The sequence below is a fragment of the Pseudomonas sp. McL0111 genome, assembly GCF_052567255.1.
In genome coordinates this window covers 1,087,630-1,108,866 of sequence record NZ_CP199585.1, presented here as the reverse complement: position 1 = coordinate 1,108,866, position 21,237 = coordinate 1,087,630, and the positions used below count along the sequence as shown (strand labels likewise).

22 protein-coding genes and 1 pseudogene are annotated in these 21,237 nt (G+C 59.7%); 3 read left to right on the top strand and 20 right to left on the bottom strand.

Annotated features, from left to right (window positions below; translation table 11 throughout):
* Positions 1-50: 50 nt before the first annotated feature.
* The 11 genes and pseudogenes from ACTWLJ_RS05025 to ubiE form a co-directional block, all read right to left on the bottom strand.
* Complete coding sequence (locus ACTWLJ_RS05025; RefSeq protein WP_445181317.1) at positions 51-764, bottom strand: methyl-accepting chemotaxis protein; 714 nt, start codon at positions 762-764, stop codon at positions 51-53.
* A gap of 141 nt (positions 765-905) precedes the next feature.
* Positions 906-1,850, bottom strand: a pseudogene (locus tag ACTWLJ_RS05020) (methyl-accepting chemotaxis protein); the annotation flags it as partial.
* A 265-nt stretch (positions 1,851-2,115) separates the two neighbouring features.
* On the bottom strand, positions 2,116-2,823 hold the full coding sequence (locus ACTWLJ_RS05015; protein ID WP_445180085.1) for a 16S rRNA (uracil(1498)-N(3))-methyltransferase: 708 nt from the start codon (positions 2,821-2,823) through the stop codon (positions 2,116-2,118).
* Positions 2,820-3,608 (bottom strand): twin-arginine translocase subunit TatC, encoded by a 789-nt coding sequence (gene tatC, locus ACTWLJ_RS05010; RefSeq protein WP_445180084.1) that lies wholly within the window; start codon positions 3,606-3,608, stop codon positions 2,820-2,822. The genes ACTWLJ_RS05015 and tatC overlap by 4 nt, the downstream gene beginning before the upstream one ends.
* On the bottom strand, positions 3,605-4,084 hold the full coding sequence (tatB, locus tag ACTWLJ_RS05005) for a Sec-independent protein translocase protein TatB (protein ID WP_401219576.1): 480 nt from the start codon (positions 4,082-4,084) through the stop codon (positions 3,605-3,607). The genes tatC and tatB overlap by 4 nt, the downstream gene beginning before the upstream one ends.
* A 10-nt stretch (positions 4,085-4,094) precedes the next feature.
* Positions 4,095-4,376 (bottom strand): twin-arginine translocase TatA/TatE family subunit, encoded by a 282-nt coding sequence (locus ACTWLJ_RS05000; protein ID WP_401219579.1) that lies wholly within the window; start codon positions 4,374-4,376, stop codon positions 4,095-4,097.
* A gap of 25 nt (positions 4,377-4,401) precedes the next feature.
* Positions 4,402-4,734 carry a phosphoribosyl-ATP diphosphatase gene (locus ACTWLJ_RS04995; protein WP_007909355.1) on the bottom strand — a complete coding sequence of 111 codons (333 nt, stop codon included), beginning with the start codon at positions 4,732-4,734 and terminating at the stop codon, positions 4,402-4,404.
* Positions 4,727-5,128, bottom strand: coding sequence for a phosphoribosyl-AMP cyclohydrolase (gene hisI / locus ACTWLJ_RS04990; protein WP_007909357.1), 402 nt, complete (start codon positions 5,126-5,128; stop codon positions 4,727-4,729). The genes ACTWLJ_RS04995 and hisI overlap by 8 nt, the downstream gene beginning before the upstream one ends.
* A gap of 80 nt (positions 5,129-5,208) precedes the next feature.
* Positions 5,209-6,813, bottom strand: coding sequence for a ubiquinone biosynthesis regulatory protein kinase UbiB (ubiB, locus tag ACTWLJ_RS04985; RefSeq protein WP_401219582.1), 1,605 nt, complete (start codon positions 6,811-6,813; stop codon positions 5,209-5,211).
* Positions 6,810-7,433 carry a ubiquinone biosynthesis accessory factor UbiJ gene (locus ACTWLJ_RS04980; RefSeq protein WP_445180083.1) on the bottom strand — a complete coding sequence of 208 codons (624 nt, stop codon included), beginning with the start codon at positions 7,431-7,433 and terminating at the stop codon, positions 6,810-6,812. The genes ubiB and ACTWLJ_RS04980 overlap by 4 nt, the downstream gene beginning before the upstream one ends.
* Positions 7,433-8,203 (bottom strand): bifunctional demethylmenaquinone methyltransferase/2-methoxy-6-polyprenyl-1,4-benzoquinol methylase UbiE, encoded by a 771-nt coding sequence (gene ubiE, locus ACTWLJ_RS04975; protein WP_008080626.1) that lies wholly within the window; start codon positions 8,201-8,203, stop codon positions 7,433-7,435. Before ubiE ends, ACTWLJ_RS04980 begins: the two co-directional genes overlap by 1 nt.
* Before the next feature lie 167 nt (positions 8,204-8,370).
* On the opposite strand from ubiE, the gene ACTWLJ_RS04970 reads away from it, so the two are divergent.
* The 3 genes from ACTWLJ_RS04970 (at position 8,371) to ACTWLJ_RS04960 (ending at position 10,250) form a co-directional block, all read left to right on the top strand.
* Complete coding sequence (locus tag ACTWLJ_RS04970) at positions 8,371-8,646, top strand: polyhydroxyalkanoic acid system family protein (RefSeq protein ID WP_401219589.1); 276 nt, start codon at positions 8,371-8,373, stop codon at positions 8,644-8,646.
* A gap of 241 nt (positions 8,647-8,887) precedes the next feature.
* Complete coding sequence (locus ACTWLJ_RS04965; RefSeq protein WP_401219591.1) at positions 8,888-9,310, top strand: phasin family protein; 423 nt, start codon at positions 8,888-8,890, stop codon at positions 9,308-9,310.
* A gap of 10 nt (positions 9,311-9,320) precedes the next feature.
* Positions 9,321-10,250, top strand: coding sequence for a phasin family protein (locus tag ACTWLJ_RS04960; protein WP_445180082.1), 930 nt, complete (start codon positions 9,321-9,323; stop codon positions 10,248-10,250).
* Positions 10,251-10,455: 205 nt separating this feature from the next.
* Here ACTWLJ_RS04960 and ACTWLJ_RS04955 read toward each other — a convergent pair whose 3' ends face one another.
* The 9 genes from ACTWLJ_RS04955 to argS form a co-directional block, all read right to left on the bottom strand.
* Positions 10,456-11,076 carry a TetR/AcrR family transcriptional regulator gene (locus ACTWLJ_RS04955; RefSeq protein WP_401219597.1) on the bottom strand — a complete coding sequence of 207 codons (621 nt, stop codon included), beginning with the start codon at positions 11,074-11,076 and terminating at the stop codon, positions 10,456-10,458.
* A 30-nt stretch (positions 11,077-11,106) separates the two neighbouring features.
* On the bottom strand, positions 11,107-12,789 hold the full coding sequence (gene phaC, locus ACTWLJ_RS04950) for a class II poly(R)-hydroxyalkanoic acid synthase (RefSeq protein WP_401219600.1): 1,683 nt from the start codon (positions 12,787-12,789) through the stop codon (positions 11,107-11,109).
* Between the two features lie 141 nt (positions 12,790-12,930).
* On the bottom strand, positions 12,931-13,785 hold the full coding sequence (phaZ, locus tag ACTWLJ_RS04945; protein ID WP_034152967.1) for a poly(3-hydroxyalkanoate) depolymerase: 855 nt from the start codon (positions 13,783-13,785) through the stop codon (positions 12,931-12,933).
* A 137-nt stretch (positions 13,786-13,922) separates the two neighbouring features.
* A complete protein-coding gene (gene phaC / locus ACTWLJ_RS04940; RefSeq protein ID WP_401219602.1) occupies positions 13,923-15,602 on the bottom strand; it encodes a class II poly(R)-hydroxyalkanoic acid synthase in 1,680 nt (559 codons plus the stop codon).
* Between the two features lie 256 nt (positions 15,603-15,858).
* Positions 15,859-16,230 (bottom strand): gamma-butyrobetaine hydroxylase-like domain-containing protein, encoded by a 372-nt coding sequence (locus ACTWLJ_RS04935; protein ID WP_445180081.1) that lies wholly within the window; start codon positions 16,228-16,230, stop codon positions 15,859-15,861.
* Between the two features lie 143 nt (positions 16,231-16,373).
* Entirely contained in the window at positions 16,374-17,711 is a 1,338-nt protein-coding gene (hslU, locus tag ACTWLJ_RS04930; RefSeq protein ID WP_445180080.1) for an ATP-dependent protease ATPase subunit HslU, read from the bottom strand.
* 48 nt (positions 17,712-17,759) lie between these two features.
* Complete coding sequence (gene hslV / locus ACTWLJ_RS04925; protein WP_401219611.1) at positions 17,760-18,296, bottom strand: ATP-dependent protease subunit HslV; 537 nt, start codon at positions 18,294-18,296, stop codon at positions 17,760-17,762.
* A gap of 285 nt (positions 18,297-18,581) precedes the next feature.
* Entirely contained in the window at positions 18,582-19,289 is a 708-nt protein-coding gene (locus ACTWLJ_RS04920) for an SPOR domain-containing protein (RefSeq protein ID WP_401219613.1), read from the bottom strand.
* A 1-nt stretch (position 19,290) separates the two neighbouring features.
* On the bottom strand, positions 19,291-21,027 hold the full coding sequence (gene argS, locus ACTWLJ_RS04915; protein ID WP_445180079.1) for an arginine--tRNA ligase: 1,737 nt from the start codon (positions 21,025-21,027) through the stop codon (positions 19,291-19,293).
* Positions 21,028-21,237: the final 210 nt, after the last annotated feature.

Genomic DNA, 21,237 nt, shown 5'->3' with positions numbered 1-21,237 from the left:
TGGCGATAGCATCACCTCGGTCCATAGCGAACCGAGGCCGATCAATCACCTCAAACCTTGAACCGACCCACCAGCATCTGCAAATGGGTGCCCAGCCGCGCCAGCTCAACGCTGGACGCTGCCGTCTCCTCACTCGCCGCCGACGTCTGATCCGACACGTCACGCACGTTCAGCACGCTACGGTTGATCTCCTCGGCCACCGCGCTCTGCTGCTCGGCAGCGGCAGCAATCTGCTGGTTCATCGCCTGAATCGCCGAAACGGTGCGGGTGATGCTTTCCAGCGAACCACCGGCACGTCGGGTCAGTTCAACGCTGCTCTCGGTCAGGGTGCGGCTGTTGTCCATGATGGTCGCGACTTGCTGAGTGCCGTTCTGCAGACCGACGATCAGCTCTTCGATCTCTTCTGTGGACTTCTGCGTACGTTGAGCGAGGCTGCGCACCTCGTCGGCCACCACCGCAAAACCGCGCCCGGCTTCACCGGCACGCGCCGCTTCGATGGCCGCGTTGAGCGCCAGCAGGTTGGTTTGCTGGGCCACGGATTTGATCACGTCGAGCACGCTGCCGATCTTGTCGCTTTCGCGCTTGAGCTCGCCCATGGCTTCGGTGGAATGACCCACTTCTGCGGCCAGACGCTCGATCTGCGCGATGGCTTCACCGACGACCTTGTCGCCTTCGCGAGCCTGTTGGTCGGCGGCGACGGCGGCCTCGGAAGCCTCTTCGGCGTTGCGCGCAACTTCCTGCACGGTGGCGGCCATTTCGTTCATGGCGGTGGCGACCTGATCGGTCTCGATTTTCTGATTGTTGACCCCGGCGCTGGTCTGCTCGGTCACGGCGGACAGCTCTTCGGCAGCGCTGGCAATCTGCGTCACGCCGTCGCTGATCCCGCCGATCAACTCGCGCAGGCCCTGGGTCATGCTCTGCATCGAGCGTTGTAGCTGGCCGAGTTCGTCGCGACGTGCGGAGACCAGATTGTGCGTCAGATCGCCAGCGGCTACGCGCTCGGCGACTTTCAGAGTCTGATTCAGCGGGATGATGATCTGGCGGGTGATTGCCCACGCGGCGAGCAGGCCGAAAGCCACGGCCAGCAGGGTGGCAATGATCAGTTTGTTCTTGGCGGCGGCTGCATCGGTGTCGCGAACTACTGTCTGCGACTCGGTGAGTTGCTTGCTGACGTCGGACAACAGATCGCCTTGGGTCGCCATGCGCGCCAGCGCTTTGGCACTGGCGACTTGCGAATCGCGGAACTGGCTGACTGCCGCGCGATAGGCTTTCAGCGAATCGGTGGCTTGTTGCAGATTGGCGATGTGCTGCTCAGGCAGTTTGGCCGGCAGGGTTTCGAGGTTCTTCAGGGCATTGTCGATGGCGTCGAGCGCGGGCTGCTCGGCTTCGGTCTTGCCGCTGTAGGTGTAACCACGAACCTGGAAACGCGCTTGCTGGATCAGTTTGCTCAGGTCGATCACCGCGTTGAACTGGGCAACGCTGTCGCCTTGCAACATGGATTTTTCGACTTCAGCAACCTTGGCCACCGCGTTGTCGGCGGTAGCGCCGAGCTTGCTACGGGCGTCTTCGCGGTTGGCACCGGCCTGGGTCAACTCGATGAAGGCGCGCTTGAATTCAGCGACAGCGGCCAGTTGCTGGTCGACTCTTGTCATGTCTGCAGGTTGTTCGATCATGCCGCGAGCCGTTTGCAGGCCGCTGTCGAGTTTGCCCAGCAAGTCATTGACCGCGCCGGGGCCTTGTTCGCCACGGCGCATTTCATAGTCCAGACGCGCCAGGCGCAAGTCCTTGGTCAACTCGTTGAGGCTGGAGATGTAACCCAACTTGTCGCCCCGGCTAATGATGCCGTTCATGCCGGTCCAGCCGGTGAAGGTGATCAACAGCGTCAGCAACAGCACCAGGCCGAAACCGATGCCCAGCTTGCGTTTGACGCTGACGTTCCCAAGATTCTCGGCTAACCAACGGTACATGCGACGACTCCCCTCGGACCACTAATTGGACTTATGGGGACTGTATCGGCTGAGTGATGGCAATCTGTAACGCCATTTGTCCGACACGAAGCCAGACTTCTGTGGTGAAGGGGCTTGCCCCCTCACCACAATGGATTGGCATTCAGTTCTAGAACAGGCGGGCGAGCAGGGCGGTGACGGCGGTTTCGACGCGCAGGATGCGATCCCCAAGTTGCACCGGTTGCAGGCCGGATTTGCTCAGCAGGTCGATCTCGTAAGGAATCCAGCCGCCCTCGGGGCCGATGGCCAGGGTGACCGGTTCGCTTAATGCGCGGGGGCAGGGCGGGAAATTGCCGGGATGACCGACCAGCCCGAGCGTGACTTCGCTGATCGCCGGCAGACGATCTTCGACGAACGGCTTGAAGCGTTTCTCGATGATGATTTCCGGTAGCACCGTATCCCGCGCCTGTTCCAGACCAAGGATCAGTTGCTCGCGAATCGCATTCGGCTCCAGAAACGGCGTTTGCCAGAAGCTCTTCTCGACGCGATAGCTGTTAACCAGAATCACCCGAGGCACGCCCATGGTCGCCACGGTCTGAAACACCCGACGCAGCATTTTCGGGCGCGGCAGGGCCAGCACCAGTGTCAGCGGCAGCTTGGCCGGTGGCGGCTGGTCGAGAACTACCCGCAGTTCGGCTTCACCCGCTTCCAGACGCAGCAACTCGGCGGAACCCATCAATCCGCCGATACGCCCGACCCGCAGGCTGTCACCGACTTCCGAGCGATGGACTTCCTGCATGTGCGTCAGGCGCCGATCACGCAGCACGACGCGGTCGGCCGCGATGAAGTCGGCCTCTTCGAGCAACAGCAGGTTCATGCCTGGGTCGCTGGCGGCTGGTCGTTGTGATCGTCGGCCGTTTCGTCCGGGCGTTCGCGCTTGTTGACGAGGGCGCCGAACAGAATGCCGATTTCAAACAGCATCCACATCGGAACCGCCAGCAGGGTCTGCGAGAAGATATCCGGCGGGGTCAGGATCATGCCGACCACGAAGCAGCCGATGATCACGTACGGACGGATCTTCTTCAGGTATTTGACGTCGACCACGCCGATCCAGACCAGCAGCACCACGGCCACCGGGATTTCGAACGCCACGCCGAAGGCGAAGAACAGCGTCATGACGAAATCGAGATAACTGGCGATGTCGGTCATCATTTCCACGCCGGCCGGGGTGGCAGCGGCGAAGAACTTGAAGATCAGCGGGAACACGAAGTAATAGGCGAACGCCATGCCGGTGTAGAACAGCAGGATGCTGGAGACCAGCAGCGGCACCGCGATGCGCTTTTCATGCTTGTACAGGCCCGGTGCGATGAAGCCCCAGATCTGATGCAGGATCACCGGGATCGCCAGGAACAGCGAGACCATCATCGTCAGCTTCAGCGGCGTCAGGAACGGCGACGACACGTCGGTGGCGATCATCGTCGCGCCGACCGGCAGGTAATGGCGCAGCGGCGTCGAGACGAAGGTGTAGATCTGCTGGGTGAAGGCGAACAGCCCGGCGAAGATGATGAATATCGCCGCCACACAACGCAGCAGGCGGGTGCGCAACTCGGTGAGGTGCGAAACCAGCGGCATGTGCTGGTCGTTTTCGGGGAGATCGCTCATGGGGCTCGCGGCGGCAAAGTGGTGTCGTGGGGCGCTGGTGTGATCGGCGCGGCGGTTGGCGCTACGTGTTCAACCGAATGTTCTGCCACGGCGGGCGCCGGTTCTGCTGGCGTTGCAACCGGGGCAGGTGCAGTTGCCACTGGCGCAGTCGGAGCAATCGGTGCAGCCGGAGCCGTCGGGGCATGAATCGTCTGCTCGCCGACATGCTCGACCGGCGTCGGCTCTTGCTGAACCGGCGTGAAGATTTTCCGCGCCTCTTGTTCCAGCGACAGAATGTGCTCGTTGTGCAGTTGCCGACGAATTTCGTCGGCACCGATTTCACGTTCAACTTCCTGTTTGATCGCGTTGAAGCTGCGCTTCAGCCGTCCGACCCACAGGCCAGCGGTGCGCGCAGCACCCGGCAGACGCTCGGGACCCAGCACCAGCAGGGCAACGAGGCCGACGAGCAGCAGTTCAGAGAAGCTGATACCAAACATTAGTCAGTGCTCACACGTCTTTGCGGATCGGCTCTTCGACTTTCTGCGCCTGCACATCAATGGTGTGCGGCGGGTTGGCCTGAGCGGTGGCTTGCGGCTGAACCGGTGGCACTGGCTGCGCAGGTGTCACGGTTGGATCAGCGGCCTGTTTTTCATCGTCGTTCATGGCTTTGCGGAAGCCTTTGATCGACTCACCGACGTCGGTGCCGAGGTTTTTCAGTTTCTTGGTGCCGAACACCAGAACCACGACTACCAGAATGACAATCCAGTGTTTCCAGTCAAAAATGCCCATGTTGCTGTTCCTCTCTAATAATTGTTCAGGCGGACGGACGCGAGGCTTTCTCGACGTGTCCGGACAGGCCGAAGCGGCGATCCAGTTCATCCAGCACAGCCTGCGGATGCTGCCCCAGTTGGGCGAGCATGACCATGCTGTGGAACCACAGGTCGGCGGTTTCGTAGATCACATCGCTGCAGTCACCGCTGATAGCGGCATCCTTGGCGGCAATAATGGTTTCGACCGACTCTTCGCCGACTTTCTCCAGAATCTTGTTCAAACCCTTGTGATACAGACTAGCTACATATGAGCTGTCGGCAGCTGCGCCTTTGCGCTCTTCGAGCACTTCGGCCAGACGGGTCAGGGTGTCACTCATGTTTGTGTCCTGCGGAATAGATGGCGTGCGGATCTTTGAGCACCGGGTCGACCGTTTTCCAGTCGCCGTTTTCAAAGACGCGGTAGAAGCAGCTTTGACGGCCGGTATGGCAAGCGATGTCGCCGATCTGTTCAACCATCAGGATGATCACATCGGCGTCACAGTCCAGACGCATTTCATGCAGGGTCTGCACATGGCCGGACTCTTCGCCCTTGCGCCACAGCTTGCCACGGGAACGTGACCAGTAGATTGCACGGTTTTCTGCCGCGGTCAGCTCGAGGGCTTCGCGGTTCATCCAGGCCATCATCAGTACACGTCCGGTCTTGTGATCCTGGGCAATCGCCGGCACCAGGCCATCAGCGTCCCACTTGATCTCGTCCAGCCAGTTTTTCATCTTCGACTCCGACAGCGAGCCCACACGTCAATAGTTGGGCTCAGGCGTTGAAACAGTGTGCCAGCCGATCACGAAACTGGCTATCGGCGAACGACCAGATACAAGCCGACGGCCACCATGATGCCGGCCGGCCAATGCCCCAATTCGTGCAAGGGGCCACCAGCAGCGAGGATCGTACCGCCCGCCAGATGCGCGCAACCGAGCAGGCGCAGGAACCAGTCGTCCTTGCGTTTGTGCCAAGGTGGTGGCGGGTCGTAGGCGTGTGGCTGGGACATGCGCTCGAGCAGGTCGCGCGCCATGTTGGCCAGATGCGGAAGCTGTTCGAACTGGCTCTGCACGTTGCCGATCAAGGCTTTCGGGCTGACGCGCTCGCGCATCCAGCGTTCGAGGAACGGCTGCGCGGTGTTCCACAGATCCAGATCCGGATACAGCTGACGACCGAGGCCTTCGATATTCAGCAGGGTCTTTTGCAGCAGGACAAGCTGCGGCTGCACTTCCATATTGAAGCGCCGCGCGGTCTGGAACAGGCGCATCAGCACCTGACCAAATGAAATATCTTTTAACGGTTTTTCGAAGATCGGTTCGCAGACGGTACGAATCGCCGCCTCGAATTCGTTGAGTTTGGTCTCTGCCGGCACCCAGCCCGAATCGATGTGCAATTGCGCCACGCGGCGGTAATCGCGCTTGAAGAAGGCGAACAAGTTGCGCGCCAGATAATCCTGGTCTTCCGGGGTCAGGCTGCCGACGATGCCGCAGTCGATCGCAATGTACTGCGGGCTCCACGGGTTGACGGTGCTGACGAAGATGTTGCCCGGGTGCATGTCGGCGTGGAAGAAACTGTCGCGGAACACTTGGGTGAAGAATATCTCCACACCGCGTTCGGCGAGCATCTTCATGTCGGTGCGCTGGTCGGCAAGGGTCGCCAGATCCGTTACCTGAATCCCGTAGATGCGTTCCATCACCAGCACTTTCGGCCGGCACCAGTCCCAATAGACTTGCGGCACGTAGAGCAGCGGCGAGCCTTCGAAGTTGCGCTTCAATTGGCTGGCGTTGGCCGCCTCGCGCAGCAGATCGAGTTCGTCGTAGATGGTTTTTTCGTAATCCTGAACCACGTCCACCGGGTGCAGCAGGCGAGCATCGGCCGAGACCTTCTCGGCGGCGCGGGCGAGGATGAACAGCCACGCCAGATCCTGCGCAATAATCGGTTTCAGGCCCGGGCGGATCACCTTTACGACGACTTCTTCGCCGGTTTTCAACTGCGCGGCATGCACCTGGGCAACCGAGGCCGAGGCCAGTGGCTCGACGTCGAAACGGCTGAACACTTCACTGATTTTCTTGCCCAGCTGTTCTTCGATCAGCTTGATCGACAGCTGCGAATCGAATGGCGGCACGCGATCCTGGAGCATCATCAATTCGTCGGCGATGTCTTCCGGCAGCAGGTCGCGGCGGGTCGAAAGAATCTGTCCGAATTTGATGAAAATCGGCCCCAGATCCTGCAACGCCAGGCGCAGGCGCGCGCCTCGGCTCAGCTCCAGCGGCTTGCGCGGGAACCAGCGCCACGGCAGCACATAGCGCAGCGCCAAGAGAAACCAGGGCAGCGGCAGCTCGAACAGCAGATCATCGAGGCGGTAGCGGATCACGACGCGCTGGATGCGCAACAGACGGCGGACGGCGAGCAGCTTCATGCGTTATCGCTTGGGTCGAGGGATCGGGAAAGGCGCTCGAAGCGCGCCTCGAGACGTTCCAGATCAAGTTTGATCCGGTCCAGTTCGCTAAAACGGGCTTCGGCTTCGCGCTGCCCGACGAGGGTGCGCGATTCTTCCGCGAGGTATTCGGCGAGGTTCTGGTTGAGGCTGGCGAATCCTTGTTGATACCAGCGAGCGCGGCTGCGCAGATGGCCGCCGACCAGTTGCGTGGCGACCGGGCCCAGCCAGCGTGAGAGTTCGTACTCCCAGTCCAGCTCAAGGTCCTGCAGGACGCCGGCCAGATCCAGCAGCACGCCGCTGTCGCCATCGAGTTCGACTTCCGGGGCATGTAGCACGGCGGTCTTGTCTTTGCTCAGGGCCAGTTTCACCAGGCTCGACGCCGGCGCACGCAAGGTGCAGTCGACTCCGGTTTCCCAGTGCGAAGCCAGCATCAGGCCTTCGTCGCTCGGCAGGATGAACAGTTGCAGCGCCGGGCTACGGCAATCGACGGCAATCACCTTGCCGGTCAGATGCGCCAGTCGCGGCAACGCCGTGCTGTCGAGACGCAGCACGCGGTTGAGGCCGGTTTCGACGCTGGCGAGCAGCCCGGTCAGCAACATCAGGGCTTGATGCCACGGTGCAGCGCGACGATGCCTGCGGTCATGTTGTGATAGGTCACGCGGTCAAAACCGGCATCGACCATCATCGACTTCAGGGTTTCCTGATTCGGGTGCATGCGGATCGATTCGGCCAGATAGCGATAGCTTTCCGAGTCATTGGTGATCAGCTTGCCCATCAGCGGCATGAAGGCGAACGAGTAGGCGTCGTAGGCTTTCGACATCAGCGCGTTGGTCGGCTTGGAGAATTCCAGCACCAGCAAACGACCGCCGGGCTTGAGCACGCGCAGCATGGAGCGCAGGGCGTCTTCCTTGTGCGTCACGTTGCGCAGGCCGAAAGCGATGGTCACGCAGTCGAAGTGGTTGTCCGGGAACGGCAGCTTTTCAGCGTCGGCCTGAACGAATTCGACGTTGCCGGCCACACCCAGATCCAGCAGGCGGTCGCGGCCGACCTTGAGCATGGATTCGTTGATGTCAGCCAGAACCACCTGGCCGGTCGGGCCGACGAGGTGCGAGAATTTTTTGGTCAGGTCACCGGTGCCACCGGCGATGTCCAGCACGCGATTACCGCTGCGCACGCCCGACAGTTCGATCGCGAAACGCTTCCACAGACGGTGCATGCCGCCCGACAGAAGGTCGTTCATCAGGTCGTACTTGGCGGCTACGGAGTGGAACACCTCAGCGACTTTTTCCGCTTTCTGGCTTTCCGGAACGTTTTTGAAGCCGAAGTGAGTGGTGGGTTCGGCATCGCTGCCTTTGCGCTGATCAGTCATATCGCTGTCACCAAAAGAGAATGCGCGACATTCTAATCCCCAAGCCATGCTTTGTCTTGGAGTGGCTAAAGGTAAGATGGATCACCGACGGGACGTTTTGCCGCAGCAGCGGTCAAGATTTACCGAACAAGCATCCACATCTGTATTGAAAAATCAGGAGTCAATCAATGGCCCGTATTAGTGTTGAACGTGCCCACAGCCTGGGCAAGGAAGCCGCCCGCGAGAAAGCCGACAAGCTGGCGCAGAAACTCTCCGATCAATACGGCCTGGAGCCACAATGGGCGGGCGACGTGCTGAACCTCAAGCGCTCGGGCGTGAAAGGCGCAGTACATGTCGGCGACGATTCGATCCGCGTCGACGTGGAACTGGGCCTGATGATGTCGGCCATGAGCGGCATGATCAAAGCCGAGATCGAGAAGGCACTGGACAAAGCGCTGGTCTGATTTCCTGTTGCAATCACATCCCCTGTGGGAGCCAGCCTGCTGGCGATAGCATCCTGTCAGCAGTCTTTCTGTTGCTGACACACCGCAATCGCCAGCAGGCTGGCTCCCACATTTGTTTCGTGGTGCACCTGCTGTTTATGTCAGTTGTTAGGGTGCCGTTTCTAATTTTTCTGCCTACTTTGTGCCTGAGCCCGACAAACCTGCGGGCAGTTCCTCAAACCTTCTGCGCGTGAGGTGCACCATGGCCAAAGTTATTTTGAAGAAAAAAATCGACGCTTCGACTTCTGCTCTGAGCGACGTCAAATCCTATGCCCGCAAGATCTGGCTGGCAGGTCTGGGTGCCTACGCCAAGGTCGGCAGCGAGGGCAGCGAGTACTTTCAAGAGTTGATCAAGGCTGGTCAAACTGTTGAAAAGAAAGGCAAAAAAGTCGTCGCTGAAAAACTCGAAGCGGCCAACGCCGAGATCGATGAAGCCAAGGATGAAGTGACCTCTTTCAAAGGTCGCGTCGAAGTTCAACTGGACAAGGTCGAGAAGGCGTTCGACTCCCGTGTTGCAAGCGCCTTGAATCGTATCGGCATTCCGTCTAAACATGACGTTGAGACACTCTCTGCTAAGCTCGATGAGCTGACGGCATTGCTCGAACGCGTCGCGCGTAAATCTTAAGGAGAACGGGATGGCTGGTAAAAAGAACACCGATAAAGAAGGCAGCTCGTGGATCGGGAAAGTCGAAGACTACTCCCGCAAAATCTGGCTGGCTGGTTTAGGCGTGTACTCGAAGATCGACACTGACGGCAGCAAGCTCTTCGATACATTGGTCAAAGACGGCGAGAAAGCCGAGAAGCTCACCAAGTCTGCAGTCGGCAAGAAAGTCGATGCCGCCAAGGACTCCGCTTCTTCGGCCAAGTCGCGCATCAGCGGCGTGAAAGATCGCGCACTGGGCAAGTGGGACGAACTGGAAGGGGCTTTCGACAAGCGCCTGAACAGCGCGATTTCACGCCTGGGTGTACCGAGCCGCAATGAAGTCAAAGCTCTGCACAGCAAGGTCGAAACCCTGACCAAGCAGATCGAAAAACTCACCGGTCTGAAAACTCAGCCTGTGGCGAAAACTGCAGCGGCAAAACCGGCAGCTAAAACTGCTGCGGCTAAACCAGCGGCGAAAACCGCTGCCAAGCCACTGGTTAAAGCTGCTGCAAAACCGGCAGCCAAAGCCGCCGCCAAGCCAGCAGCGAAAACTGCCGCGGCTAAACCAGCAGCTAAAGCAGCAGCCAAACCGGTTGCCGCCAAAGCCGCTGCAAAACCGGCTGCCAAGCCTGCTGCCAAAGCTGCGGCAAAACCTGCTGCAAAACCGGCTGCCAAGCCAGCAGCGAAAACCGCTGCCGCGAAACCGGCCGCCAAGCCAGCAGCAAAACCTGCTGCCGCGAAGAAGCCAGCAGTGAAAAAACCGGCCGCGCCGAAAGCCGCAGCGCCGAAACCGGCAGTGGCTGCGGCCAAGCCTGCCACTCCAGCAACCCCGGCCAGCACGTCGAACTCCGCCGCTGCCCCGACTCCGGTTGCTACCCCGACTGCTGCATCGACCCCGTCGACGCCAACCAGTCAGTCCTGATTTTTCAGGGCAAAAGAAAACGCCCGGCCTGTGAAGGTCGGGCGTTTTTATTTGTGTAGATAATCTCAAAACCACTGCGAAACCCTTGTGGGAGCTAGCCTGCTAGCGATAAAGGACTCACATTCGGCATTTGTGTTGACTGACTTAATGCCATCGCTAGCAGGCTAGCTCCCACAGGGTAAGGATGTTGGTTAGGCGGATTTGGTTAATCGTGGTCTTCGAGGTATTGCAGGGCCATTCGCTCGGTCGCCACTTTTACCGACGGCAACAGATGCGGCGCCACCAGCATCATGATCTGGTAAACCACCAACCGAACCTCACCCTCGCGATCCAGAATCCGCTGATAGTCCAGTGAGAACAGCAAGGTCATGGTCACCTGTTCCACCAGTTGCCCCAACGCCTGAGTGTCACTGACCAGTTGCCCCGCCGCCTTCAACCGGGCCAGCAATGACGCCAGCGTGCGCTTCAATGCGTTGAGCAGATTGCGAATCCCTTTCGCCAGTTTCGGCAGGCGTCCAGCCAGGTTCGACAGGTCCTGGAACAGAAACCGGTACTGCGCCAGCCGCTCGACGATCAGGTGCAAAAACAGCCAGTAATCCTCCGGTGCCAGTTCGACATCCGACGGCGGATCGAGCAGCGGCGCCAGTTCATTCTGGAAACGTTCGAACAAGCCGAGAATCAATGGCTCCTTGCCGTGGAAGTGGTAGTAAAGGTTGCCCGGGCTGATCCCCATTTCATTGGCAACTTCCATGGTGGAGACGTTCGGCTCGCCCTTTTCGTTGAACAATTGCAGGGCACATTCGAGTATCCGGTCGCGGGTTTTCATCCAGTCTTCTTAGAGTAATTCGGTTAAGCGTCAGCGCACTCGCACGTAGGTGCCGGGTGCCGCCTCCATCGGTGGATAATTCGGATTGCCGAGGGTCATCAGGGTTTCGCGCTGGGCGCCGGAGCGTTGCTGAATCCATTCCAGCCATTGCGGCCACCAACTGCCATCGACGTGTTTGGCGTCGTAGTACCAGGCACGCGGGTCGCTGCTCATCTTGCCGTTCTCGACGTAAGCGGCTTTCGGGTTGCTCGGCGGGTTGAGGATGCTTTGCACGTGGCCGCTGTTGGACAGCACGAAACGCCGCTCGCCACCCAGCAACAGGGTCGAGCGATACACCGCATCCCACGGCGTGATGTGGTCGTTCATCCCGGCCACACTGAAACTGTCGACCGTAACCTTTTGCAGGTCGATCGGTGTGCCGCAGACTTCCAGGCCACCGGGGTGGGTCAGCGGGTTGTGCTTGAAGAAGTCCAGCAGGTCACCATGAAACGCCGCAGGCAGGCGAGTGTTGTCGTTGTTCCAGTAGAGGATGTCGAAGGCTGGCGGCTCTTTGCCCAACAGGTAGTTGTTGACGAAGTAGCTCCAGATCAAATCGTTGGGACGCATCCAGGCGAAGACCTTGGCCATGTCACGACCGTCCAGCACGCCTTTCTGATACGAGCGCCGCTTGGCCGCTTCGAGGGTCTGCTCATCGGCAAACAGTGTGGCTGCAGTGTCTATCTGGCTATCGAGCAGGCTGACCAGATAAGTCGCGCTGGAGATGCGCCGCAGTTGTCGTTTCGCCTGCAAGTGACCTTGCAGTGCGGCGATGGTCAGTCCGCCGGCGCAGGCGCCCATCAGGTTGACTTCGCGGGCGCCGGTAATCGCCCGGCAGATGTTCATCGCTTCTTCCACCGCCTCGACATAGGTCGAGAGGCCCCATTCGCGATGGCGCACATCCGGATTGCGCCAACTGATCATGAAGGTCTGCAAGCCGTTCTTCAGGGCGTACTGGACGAAGCTGTTATGCGGGCTCAGATCGAAAATGTAGTACTTGTTGATTTGCGGCGGCACCACCAGCAGCGGCTTGGCGTACTGCTTTTCGCTCATCGGCTTGTACTGGATCAGCTCCAGCATTTCGTTGCGAAACACCACCGAGCCGGTGGTGGTGGCTACGGTCTTGCCGACCTCGAAAGCCTGTTTGGTGACCTGCCGTGGCAGGCCATCGTTGTGCAGCAGATCATCGAACAGATGACTGAGGCCACGCACCAGACTGTTGCCGCCGGAGTTGAACAGCTCCTTGATCGCCAGCGGATTGAGCAGGGTGTTGGAGGGTGCCACGGCGTCGTTGAGCAGGGTGAAGGCGAAGTGCGCGCGAGCACGATCCTCCGGGCTCATGTCGCTTTCGTCGATCCAGCTTTTGACCTGTTTCTGCCAGGCCAGATAGGCCTGCAGACTGCGTCGATAGAAAGGGTTGAGGCTCCACGCCGGATCGGCGAAGCGACTGTCCTGCGGATTGGTCGGGTGCAGGGTCTCGCCCAGCAGCACGCGGCCGAGCTGGCCGCCCAGTCGCAAGGCATGTTTCGCACTGTGGATCGGGTTGCGCAGGCCATGGGCGGCCACACTGCGCAGGGTCGAGAGCAGATCGCGCCCGCGCAGACCGGTGATCGCACTTTGTGCGTTGATGAACACGGCGGGGCTGGGCACCACGCCCGTCGCTGGTTTGTCGCGCATGACTCAACACTCCTTCGTCTTCAGGCCAAAAACAAACTCACCGAACCAGAACACCATAGACGCTGTTACGGGTTGCTGCCTGCGTGGCGTCCTGCCACGCACTGTCTCTACAAAAGCACTGCATAAAGCCTGCCGCAGGGCTTAACCGCCCAGCGGTGTCGGATGCGGGTGCATCACTGCACGCTGCCGTTCTTCCTGGAGGAATTTCATGATGATCGGCGCCACCGCTTCGGCGCGGGTGATCAGGAACAGATGGCCGTCATCGATGATATGCAGTTGAGCGTTGGGAATGCGCCAGGCGAGCATGCGCATGTTGATCAGCGGGATCAGCGGATCGTCGTCGCCGGCCAGCACCAGCGTCGGCTGATGGATCTTGTGCAGCCAGTGAATACTGGTCCAGCCAAGCCCGGCGAACAGTTGCCAGTAGTAGCCGAGCTTGCCCGCCGAACGCACTTTCGCCGCGTGGCTGGCAGCCAGTGTCGGGTCGCGACGGAACGAGCCGCCATAGATCAGCGGCGCGATACGGATCACGTGGGATGGCTGAATGTAGCGCCGGGGACTGGCCATCATCCACAGCACTTTCGGTTTGCCCGGCACCATCACCGCACCGGCAGCGGTCGCGGCCAGCACCAGTTTCTTGCAGCGTTCGGGGTAGTCGTAGGCGAACTGCTGTGCCAGCGCGCCACCCCATGACACGCCGATCACGTTGACCTGCCCGTAGTCGAGATAGTCGAGCATTCGCGACGTCAGTTTCGCCAGACCGGGAAAGCGATAGGGACGATTGGGCGTCGAGGAACCACCGACACCGGGCACGTCGAAGGCGATCACTTCCAGATCCGGGTCCAATGCCGCGACGAACGGAAACACCAGCTCCAGATTGGCGCCGATGCCGTTGAAAATCAGCAAGGGCGTCAAGTGAGGCTTGCCGGGGCGGACCGCCGTGCGGAGGGTCTGGCCATCCAGATCGACGGTACGGAATATGAACGGTTGCGGCATGCGTCAGGCCCTGTGGATGGAGTCTGTTTCTCAAATTTATAACTGTGGGAGCGAGCTTGCTCGCGAATGCGATCAATCATTCAACATTGATGGTGACTGACACGACGCTTTCGCGAGCAAGCTCGCTCCCACAGGTTTTACCGCTCGTGTACGTACGTGCCCGGTGACAGTTCGCCTGCCGGGAATGCCTTGTTGCCCAGTTTCACCGGGGCCTTTTTCAGTTCGCCCGAGCGCTCGGCCTGCCACGCCTGCCAGTGCAGCCACCAGGAGTCGGTGTGCTTGGTCGAGTTCTCTTGCCATTCATCAGCATTGGCGGCCATGCCTTCGCTGGTCATGTAGCGCGATTTCGGGTTGCCCGGCGGGTTCAGAATGCTCTGGATATGCCCGCTGCTCGACAACACGAATTCGACTTTGCCGCCGAACAATTGCGCCGACTTGTAGCAGGACTTCCACGGCGTGATGTGGTCGTTGGTACCGGCCAGCGAGAAGATGTCGGCGGTGACCTGCTTGAGATCGATCGGCGTGCCGCACACTTCCAGTGCATTGGCGCGGATCAGTGGGTTGTTTTTGAACATCTCGATCAGGTCACCGTGGAACGCGGCTGGCAACCTTGTGGTGTCGTTGTTCCAGAACAGGATGTCGAACACCGGCGGCTCGTTGCCGAGCAGGTAGTTGTTGACCCAGTAGTTCCAGATCAAATCGTTCGGGCGCATCCACGCGAAGACCTTGGCCATGTCTTTGCCTTCGAGCACGCCGGCCTGATACGAATGGCGTTTGGCGGTCTCCAGCGTCTGCTCATCGACAAACAGCGCGACATCGCTGTCCAGCGTGGTATCGAGCACGCTGACCAGCAGGGTCAGGGCATTGACCTTGTTCTCGCCGATGGCGGCGTAGTGGCCGAGCAGAGCGGTGCAGGTGATGCCGCCGGAGCAGGCGCCAAGCATGTTGATGTCTTTGCTGCCAGTGATCGCGGTGACCACGTCGACCGCTTCCTTCAGCGCGTCGATGTAAGTCGACAGACCCCACTCGCGCTGAGCCTTGGTCGGGTTGCGCCAGCTGACAATGAACGTCTGCACGTTGTTGCGCAGGCAGAAGCGCGCCAGGCTCTTGTCCGGGCTGAGGTCGAAAACGTAGAACTTGTTGATCTGTGGCGGCACCACCAGCAACGGACGCTCGTGGACTTGCTCGGTGATCGGCTTGTACTGGATCAGCTCCAGCACGTCGTTGCGAAACACCACCGCGCCTTCGGTCACGCCCAGGCTCTTGCCGACCTCGAACGCGCCCATGTTGACCTGGCTCGGCATGCCGCCGTTGTGCACCAGATCCTTGGCCAGATGCGAGAGGCCGTCGAGCAGGCTTTTGCCGCCGGTCTCGAAGAAGCGTTTGACTGCCGCAGGGTTGGCCGCCGTATTGGTCGGGGCCATGGCTTCGGTCATCAGGTTGATCACGAAGTGGCCGCGCGCGATGTCTTTGGGCGAGAGGCTGCTGTCGTCGATCCAGGAATGGAGTTCCTTGCGCCACGCCAGATAAGTTTGCAGATAACGTTTGTAGAGCGGGTTCTGGCTCCACGCCGGATCGGCGAAGCGACGGTCATCGCTGGCCGGTTGCAGTTCGGATTTGCCGAACAGCACGTTCTTCAGTTCGAGGCCGAAATGGGTGACGTGCTTGACGCTATGGATCGGTTGTTTGATGGCCTGCGACAGCACCATACGAGCAGAGGCCAGCAGATCCTTTCCGCGCAGCCCAACGACGGGATTAAGCCCCAGGGTGTTTTCCGAGGCTTGGTACTTCAGGTCATCGTTATTCTTGTTACTCATCTACGACGCTCCATTGTCCTGAGACGAGTACCCGGTTCCTGCTGTGCAGTCACACAGCCAAGGCCAGGTACTTCTGCTCGGGTGACCGTTAATTCTGCATAGCTGCTTTACAGTCGTAGAGCACTGCAGGGAACTTGCCAGCTCCATTGGTTACCCGAGTTTAATTTTTTTCGCAAGCAGCCGATCCTCGGCCACACAGCAGAGCATTCAAACAGATGAATTTAGAAAATGCCCTCTAAAGAGCACGACCCTCGGGCTAGAGCATCAGCTTGACGATGGACTGATCCGGATCGCGGGTTTTTCCGGCGGCTTTGAGCTCGGCGAGATAATCCGCCCAGAGTGCGTCAAATCGTCGCCCCAGCTCATAAAGGTAATCCCAGGTGAACAGTCCGCTGTCGTGACCGTCGTCGAAGGTCAATTTCAGTGCGTACTGACCGGCCGGTTCTACTTTGCCGAGACCAACGTTGAGTTTGCCGAATTGCAGGATCGGTTTGCCGTGGCCCTGGACCTCGGCGGAAGGGGAATGCACGCGCAGGAATTCTGCGGGCAGGGTGTATTCCTCGCCGGACGCATATTTGAGCGTCAGGGTTTTCGAGGCTTTGTGCAGTTTGATGTCGGTAGGAATCATGACCGGGTATCCGTCTTGTGCGGAACCTTGTGGGAGCGAGCCTGCTCGCGAAAGCGGTGGTTCAGTCAACACAATGGTTGAATGTACTGTCGTCTTCGCTAGCAGGCTAGCTCCCACAGTTCCACTACATCTGTAAGAGTGACCTACAGGATATAACGGGACAGGTCTTCGTTCTCCGCCAATTCGCCGAGGTGGCTGTTGACGTAGGCAGCGTCGATCAGAATCGCCTTGTCGTCATGCGCGCTGGCCAGATCGCCGGCACTGAACGACACCTCTTCCAGCAGACGCTCAAGCAGCGTGTGCAGGCGGCGGGCACCGATGTTCTCGGTCTTTTCGTTGACCTGCCAGGCGATCTCGGCGATGCGCTTGATCCCGTCCGGCTGGAACTCGATGTTCAGGCCTTCGGTTTTCAGCAGTGCGCAATATTGCTCGGTCAGCGAGGCATGCGGTTCGCTGAGGATGCGCTCGAAGTCTTCCGGGGTCAGGGCCTTGAGTTCGACGCGGATCGGCAGACGACCTTGCAGCTCCGGCACCAGATCGCTCGGTTTGCTCAGGTGGAACGCACCGGAAGCGATGAACAGGATGTGGTCAGTCTTGACCATGCCCAGTTTGGTGTTGACGGTGCAGCCTTCGATCAGTGGCAGCAGGTCACGCTGTACGCCTTCACGGGATACGTCGACGCCACCGGAGTTGCCGCGCTTGGCAACCTTGTCGATCTCGTCGATGAACACGATGCCGTGTTGCTCGACCGCTTCCAGTGCCTTGGCCTTCAACTCTTCTTCGTTGACCAGACGCCCGGCTTCTTCGTCACGCACCAGTTTCAGCGCTTCCTTGACCTTGAGCTTGCGGGCTTTTTTCTTGCCCTTGCCCATGTTGGCAAACAGGCTCTGCAACTGATTGGTCATCTCTTCCATGCCCGGTGGCGCGGAGATATCGACGCCGGCCATTTCGGCGACTTCGATTTCGATCTCCTTGTCATCCAGCTGACCTTCGCGCAGACGCTTGCGGAACAGCTGACGGGTGTTGGAATCCTGGCTCGGCGCTTCGTCGGTGTTGAAGCCCATGCGCGCCGGCGGCAGCAAGGCGTCGAGGATGCGATCTTCGGCGGCGTCTTCGGCGCGATGGCGAACGCGGGTCATTTCCTGTTCACGGAACAGCTTGATCGCAGCGTCGGCCAGATCACGGATGATCGACTCGACGTCACGGCCGACGTAGCCGACTTCGGTGAACTTGGTCGCTTCGACCTTGATGAACGGCGCGTTGGCGAGTTTCGCCAGACGACGGGCGATTTCGGTTTTGCCGACGCCGGTCGGGCCGATCATCAGGATGTTCTTCGGGGTCACTTCAACGCGCAGCTCTTCAGGCAGCTGCATGCGGCGCCAGCGGTTGCGCAAGGCAATCGCGACGGCGCGCTTGGCATCGTCCTGGCCGATGATGTGGCGGTTGAGTTCGTGGACGATTTCGCGGGGAGTCATGGACATAATGGTTGACGGTCCTCAAGCAGAAAAAAGCCGTGGCACAGGGCCGTATCAGGCTTCTTCAGCGAGATCCTGCTCCTCAATGGTCTGGGTGTGGTTGGTAAATACACAGATGTCGGCGGCGATACCGAGGGCGGTTTCGACGATTTCCCGGGCCGACAGATCGGTCTTTTTCAGCAGGGCGCTGGCCGCTGCCTGAGCGTAGCCGCCGCCGGAGCCCATGGCGATCAGGCCGTTTTCCGGTTCGACCACGTCACCGTTGCCGGTGATGATCAGCGAGGCGTCTTTGTTGGCGACGGCGAGCATGGCTTCGAGGCGGCTGAGCGAGCGGTCGGTACGCCATTCTTTGGCGAGTTCGACAGCGGCGCGGACCAGGTGACCCTGATGTTTTTCCAGCTGGCCTTCGAAACGTTCGAAGAGGGTAAAGGCGTCGGCGGTGGCACCGGCAAAACCGGCGATGACCTGACCGTGGTACAGGCGACGAACTTTTTTCGCGTTGCCTTTCATCACGGTGTTGCCGAGAGAAACCTGGCCGTCGCCGCCCATGACGACTTTGCCGTGGCGGCGAACTGAAACGATGGTGGTCAAGGGAAGAGTCTCCACGCAGCGGGGCGAAAATGCCTTATGCCCATTCATATGGGGGTGGTGGAGAGGATTTCAACCAGTAAGCGCGGCGGGAGACGAATGGTGTGTGATGAGTGTGGCGAGGGGATTTATCCCCGTTCGGCTGCGCAGCAGTCGTGAAACCACCGTTTGCACTGTTTCTGACGTACCGCAATTGCAGGTTTCAGGGCCGCTTCGCGACCCAACGGGGATAAATCCCCTCACCACAGGATTGCCGCTCACTTCTGAAGAGTGAGCGACTTAGGAGAATCAGCGGCTCTGGCGTTGTTGTAACAACAGGTTGCTGAAGCCGCTGCCGGCCAGTTGTTTCTGGGCGGTGGTCAGTTGTTCGCGGTTGCTGAACGGGCCGACCAGAACGCGATACCAGGTTTCATCCTTGACCGTGCCCGACTCAACCGCCACCGCTTGACCGAGCAGAATGATCTGCGCCCTCACCTTATCCGCATCCGCCTCTTTGCGGAACGAACCGGCCTGGAGGAAAAACTTGGTCACTGGCGCCGCTTTCGCCACCGGAGGTGCTGGCGGCGGAGTAATGCCCGACAGCGCAGCCTGAGCCCGCGCAGTGTCAATCTTCGCGGCCTCCGCCGGGGTGACTGGCGTTGTCGGCACTTGCGGCGTCGGCAGGGTTTTCTCCGGCACGGCGTCTGGCGGCACGATCACTTCCGATTCCGGCAACAGGGTGTAGAAGTCGTACTTCGGCTTCACCGGTTGCGTCGGGCTCGGCGGAGTCTTGTTGGCCTCGGCGATTTTCGACGCTTTCTGCTGTTGCGCTTGTTCGATCTTTTCACGCTTGACCGTGTCGCTGCCTTTGCCCGGCTCCAGCTTCATCAAGAACACGATGAACGCGCCGACCGTCAGGCCGATGGCCATCCACAGCCAACCCGGGATCGGTTGCTTCGCAGGAGCTTGGTAACGGCTGGCGCCACGCTTGGGTGCAGGTTTTTTCTTGGCAGCCAACTTACATTTGCTCCAGAACTTTCAGGCCGAGCAATTCCAGGCCTTGTTTAAGGGTGCGACGTGTCAGCTCGGTCAGGCGCAAACGGCTTTGCATCTGGGCCGGGGTGTCGGCGGCGAGGATCGGGCAGTTCTCGTAGAAGCTGGAGAACAGGCTGGCCAGGTCGTACAGGTAAGTGCAAAGAATATGCGGCGTGCCTTTTTCTGCCACACCGTTCAGCACTTCACCGAACTGAGCCAGTTTGGCGCCCAGTTCCTGCTCAAGCTCGGCTTCCAGCACGATCTGGCCCTGAACTTCGCTGAAGTCCTTGCCCAGTTTGCGGAACACACCGGCAGCGCGGGTGTAAGCGTAGAGCAGGTACGGCGCGGTGTTGCCTTCGAAGTTCAGCATCAGGTCGAAGTTGAAGCTGTAGTCGCTGGCGCGGTGTTTGGACAGGTCGGCGTATTTCACCGAGTCGATGCCCACCACTTTGGCGATGTTGCGCAGGTCGGCTTCAGCCAGATCAGGATTCTTTTCCTTCACCAGGTTGTAGGCGCGTTCCTGAGCTTCGGTCAGCAGGTCGATCAGCTTTACGGTGCCGCCATCACGGGTCTTGAATGGACGGCCATCGGCGCCGTTCATGGTGCCGAAGCCCATGTGTTCCATTTCCATCGGATGGGTCACGAAACCGGCCTTGCGCGCCACGGCGAACACTTGCTGGAAGTGCAGAGCCTGACGCTGATCAACGAAGTACAGCGCGCGATCAGCTTTCAGTTTGCCGCTGCGATAGCGCACGGCTGCCAGGTCAGTGGTGGCGTACAGATAGCCGCCGTCAGCCTTGACGATGATCACCGGCAGCGGGTCGCCGTCGGCGTTCTTGAATTCGTCGAGGAACACGCACTGGGCGCCGTTGCTTTCGACCAGCATGCCGGCGGCTTTCAGGTCGTTGACCACGTTGATCAGGTCGTCGTTGTAGGCGCTTTCGCCCATCACGTCGGCCATGGTCAGTTTGACGTTGAGCAGTTCGTAGATCTTCTGGCAGTGCGACAGCGAGATGTCCTTGAACTTGGTCCACAGCGCCAGGCAGTCGGCGTCGCCGGCCTGCAACTTGACCACCAGACCACGGGCGCGGTCGGCAAATTCTTCGGATTCATCGAAACGCTGCTTGGCGGCGCGGTAGAAGTTTTCCAGATCGGACAGCTCATCGCTGGTGATCGGATTTTCCTGCAAGTACGCCATCAGCATGCCGAACTGGGTACCCCAGTCGCCCACGTGGTTCTGACGGATCACTTCGTCGCCGAGGAATTCGAGTACGCGGGCCACGCCGTCGCCGATGATGGTCGAACGCAAGTGGCCGACGTGCATCTCTTTGGCCAGGTTCGGTGCCGACAGGTCGATCACCGTACGCTGCACCGGGCCAGCCTTGCGCACGCCGATATGCTCGTCGGCCAGTGCCGCGTCGAGACGGCTGGCCAGAGCCTGGGTGTTCTGGAAGAAGTTGATGAAGCCCGGGCCGGCGATTTCGGCCTTGGTGACGTTCTCGTCAGCCGGCAGCGCGGCGATGATTTTTTCCGCCAGATCGCGCGGCTTCATGCCCGCAGGCTTGGCCAGCATCATGGCGATGTTGCTGGCGAAATCGCCGTGAGTCTTGTCACGGGCATTTTCCACCTGGATCGCCGGCGACAGGCCTTCAGGCAACACACCTTCGTTGACGAGTTGGGTGATGGCTTGTTGGATCAGCTGGCGAATGGTGTCTTTCATGGTCTTCTCTTTCGACCGCAAGCGCGGCGGCGCATCGATGCGCGGGTGGAAAAACTGGGCATTATCCGTTGCGAAGACGGGCTTGCCAACCTTAGCAGGCAGGTTATGGATATGTGGTGACAAATAGGGCGAATTCGCGAGCAAGCTCGCTCCCACATGGAAATGCATTCACCTGTGGGAGCGAGCTTGCTCGCGAAGGCGATCTTCAAA

Coding starts and splice junctions, on each gene's coding strand:
- ACTWLJ_RS05025 (WP_445181317.1), bottom strand. CDS start 764: ATGAACGAAATGGCCGCCACCGTGCAGGAAGTTGCGCGCAACGCCGAA.
- ACTWLJ_RS05015 (WP_445180085.1), bottom strand. CDS start 2,823: ATGAACCTGCTGTTGCTCGAAGAGGCCGACTTCATCGCGGCCGACCGC.
- tatC (WP_445180084.1), bottom strand. CDS start 3,608: ATGAGCGATCTCCCCGAAAACGACCAGCACATGCCGCTGGTTTCGCAC.
- tatB (WP_401219576.1), bottom strand. CDS start 4,084: ATGTTTGGTATCAGCTTCTCTGAACTGCTGCTCGTCGGCCTCGTTGCC.
- ACTWLJ_RS05000 (WP_401219579.1), bottom strand. CDS start 4,376: ATGGGCATTTTTGACTGGAAACACTGGATTGTCATTCTGGTAGTCGTG.
- ACTWLJ_RS04995 (WP_007909355.1), bottom strand. CDS start 4,734: ATGAGTGACACCCTGACCCGTCTGGCCGAAGTGCTCGAAGAGCGCAAA.
- hisI (WP_007909357.1), bottom strand. CDS start 5,128: ATGAAAAACTGGCTGGACGAGATCAAGTGGGACGCTGATGGCCTGGTG.
- ubiB (WP_401219582.1), bottom strand. CDS start 6,813: ATGAAGCTGCTCGCCGTCCGCCGTCTGTTGCGCATCCAGCGCGTCGTG.
- ACTWLJ_RS04980 (WP_445180083.1), bottom strand. CDS start 7,433: ATGTTGCTGACCGGGCTGCTCGCCAGCGTCGAAACCGGCCTCAACCGC.
- ubiE (WP_008080626.1), bottom strand. CDS start 8,203: ATGACTGATCAGCGCAAAGGCAGCGATGCCGAACCCACCACTCACTTC.
- ACTWLJ_RS04970 (WP_401219589.1), top strand. CDS start 8,371: ATGGCCCGTATTAGTGTTGAACGTGCCCACAGCCTGGGCAAGGAAGCC.
- ACTWLJ_RS04965 (WP_401219591.1), top strand. CDS start 8,888: ATGGCCAAAGTTATTTTGAAGAAAAAAATCGACGCTTCGACTTCTGCT.
- ACTWLJ_RS04960 (WP_445180082.1), top strand. CDS start 9,321: ATGGCTGGTAAAAAGAACACCGATAAAGAAGGCAGCTCGTGGATCGGG.
- ACTWLJ_RS04955 (WP_401219597.1), bottom strand. CDS start 11,076: ATGAAAACCCGCGACCGGATACTCGAATGTGCCCTGCAATTGTTCAAC.
- phaC (WP_401219600.1), bottom strand. CDS start 12,789: ATGCGCGACAAACCAGCGACGGGCGTGGTGCCCAGCCCCGCCGTGTTC.
- phaZ (WP_034152967.1), bottom strand. CDS start 13,785: ATGCCGCAACCGTTCATATTCCGTACCGTCGATCTGGATGGCCAGACC.
- phaC (WP_401219602.1), bottom strand. CDS start 15,602: ATGAGTAACAAGAATAACGATGACCTGAAGTACCAAGCCTCGGAAAAC.
- ACTWLJ_RS04935 (WP_445180081.1), bottom strand. CDS start 16,230: ATGATTCCTACCGACATCAAACTGCACAAAGCCTCGAAAACCCTGACG.
- hslU (WP_445180080.1), bottom strand. CDS start 17,711: ATGTCCATGACTCCCCGCGAAATCGTCCACGAACTCAACCGCCACATC.
- argS (WP_445180079.1), bottom strand. CDS start 21,027: ATGAAAGACACCATTCGCCAGCTGATCCAACAAGCCATCACCCAACTC.